This window comes from Pseudomonas gregormendelii (assembly GCF_017114825.1).
Taxonomy (GTDB): Bacteria; Pseudomonadota; Gammaproteobacteria; order Pseudomonadales; family Pseudomonadaceae; genus Aquipseudomonas; species Aquipseudomonas gregormendelii.
In genome coordinates this window covers 1-2,095 of the sequence record NZ_JADEVO010000089.1, presented here as the reverse complement: position 1 = coordinate 2,095, position 2,095 = coordinate 1, and the positions used below count along the sequence as shown (strand labels likewise).

Genomic DNA, 2,095 nt, shown 5'->3' with positions numbered 1-2,095 from the left:
GCGACTGAGGCGATCCAAGGTACAAGGTACGAGACTGCCCACGGACCCAATCACCCTGCTGATTGATCGTAATCCCTTGTTTTTCCGCGAACGCGATTAGATGGGAAGACAGCGAATCAAAACAACCCTCCTCGATCCAGTCAGCACAGGCATCAACACGTGTTACGTGATACTCGATGCCGCATGTTCGAAGGGCTTCAGCAAGTGCAGGCGCATCCTCTGAAGTTGCAGTGATATTCACCCCGGGATTACCACCCCACCAGAGACGACAGAGGGTGTGACTGCCTCGTGAAATCTTGGCCCCATGGGTATATCCGTGCATGCCCTTATCAGGGGCAAAATCGACCAGTTCCCAAACACGCATCAGGTGATCAATCAGGCCTGCGTAGGACGGATCTGGAGCGTAAACGGTTGCTTGGTACCAGTCGAAGCGTGTCATCAGTCTGAAACCCCCGGCTTAGAGGCTTTCTTGATTGATTTTTGCCGCTTTGGAGGGAGGGTTGAATCAGTACCTGACCCCCGTGTTACAGGGACGGGGGTTGAGCCCGACTCGACAACGCCCGAAAGCTTCGAAAAAAGGTCGTCCAATTGGGCAGTTTGAGTGCCTGAAGCGGAGACCAAATCCGCGTGTATACCTTCGACGACAGAACGCAGTCCATCCTTGACCTGTTGAGGTGCTGCAGCAGCAGCTTCTAGCAAGGCAACAGTTCTGGTCATAGCCGGCGCTACAGAGTCGAGCAGATCAGCAATGACAGCTCCGCGACTGCGTCCCTGAAGCACAGACAAACGCTCGATCACAGCGTGCGTGCCGGGTTCGAGAGTGACCGTTGTTCTTGGTTTGAGAGTAGGCATAATCTTTCCTAGGTGCGCACTTATTGGTTGAGTGTGCTACTTAGGTGCGCACTTCGTCAATAGGTGTGCGAATTGGTACCAAAACCCTGTTTTGGCTCTGCACCTGGTCGAAAAGATTGGTACCGGAAATAGACTCTGGATCGGAGGCGGCTCGCTCTGCACCGAGCCGCTCTCCGCCTCCGATCCAGATTTATGGAGCATGGACGCGCGGAGCGGAAGTAATTGGGCGCGCTTGGGAATTGGTTTTGGATCGACTGACACAACACGCGAAGGATGTTTTAAGCGCCTCTGATGACGCTGGGGACGTTTTTGACGGTAGACCGGCCGCTTACGCGGGTATCGGCGCAGGAAGTCCTACGTAATCACCAAAGACTTCACAGCGCCTAATTGCCCGTTGGGCAAGTCGAGGTTGCTAGGACTCTCAGTGGACAGTCAAAACTGAATCAGAGAGATCAAAGAAAACTCCCTCAGGACCTCCTGAAACCATGATTGACGGACCTACATCAGCACCCGGCAATGCAACAACGACAGCTGTAACGACACCCTCTGCAGAAGACGTAAAACCATCACAGACTTCCGTCACAGATACAGTCTTACCAAGAAGCTCGAGCACTTGCGTAGAATTGAAAATAGCCATTGTGTATCTCCGTTTAGATCACTTGGTTAGCGGGATAGATGGGCTGCAACCCATCTATTTCGCGGTTTTGCCTCAGGAAGAGACGGTAAGGGGGGGAGAAGATTTCGCAGTATTACCAAGACTGGGCCGAGCCTTGACCACAGCTTGTCCCAGGAGCGTTCCTAGGTCCTCCCAAGATCCAGCCTCCTGAGCCCACAACGCGAGAGCAGGACCGTACTGAGCAAGCAATGCAGCGCGTGTTCTTTCAGCATCAGACTGACGCCATACAGTTCCCACCGATCGCTTCTCAAGGTCGTCCCAACCGAGGACTGCAAGAGCATCAGCAACCCAACCGGAGCAGAACACCTCAGAAGGCTTCCAACTCGCGACAGCGTTTCGGTGAGCACCTTTTGGCTTGAGTCGAACTTCAAGGCGAGTCCAATCCTTTGGAGCATCTCCGCCTTGCTCATAACCCTTCTCGTACAAACAAATTCTGACCGGCGACTGAGGCGATCCAAGGTACAAGGTACGAGACTGCCCACGGACCCAATCACCCTGCTGATTGATCGTAATCCCTTGTTTTTCCGCGAACGCGATTAGATGGGAAGACAGCGAATCAAAACAACC

The 2,095-nt window shown here is 53.5% G+C and carries 2 protein-coding genes and 1 pseudogene; all 3 read right to left on the bottom strand.

The genetic code is table 11. From position 1 onward, the window contains the following. Window positions 1-439 (bottom strand): annotated as a pseudogene (locus IMW75_RS26655) (hypothetical protein); the annotation flags it as partial. An 834-nt stretch (window positions 440-1,273) separates the two neighbouring features. After that, window positions 1,274-1,489 (bottom strand): hypothetical protein, encoded by a 216-nt coding sequence (locus IMW75_RS26650; protein WP_205894300.1) that lies wholly within the window; start codon window positions 1,487-1,489, stop codon window positions 1,274-1,276. 72 nt (window positions 1,490-1,561) lie between these two features. Next, window positions 1,562-2,065, bottom strand: coding sequence for a replication initiation factor domain-containing protein (locus tag IMW75_RS27500; RefSeq protein ID WP_414704672.1), 504 nt, complete (start codon window positions 2,063-2,065; stop codon window positions 1,562-1,564). Window positions 2,066-2,095 lie beyond the last annotated feature (30 nt).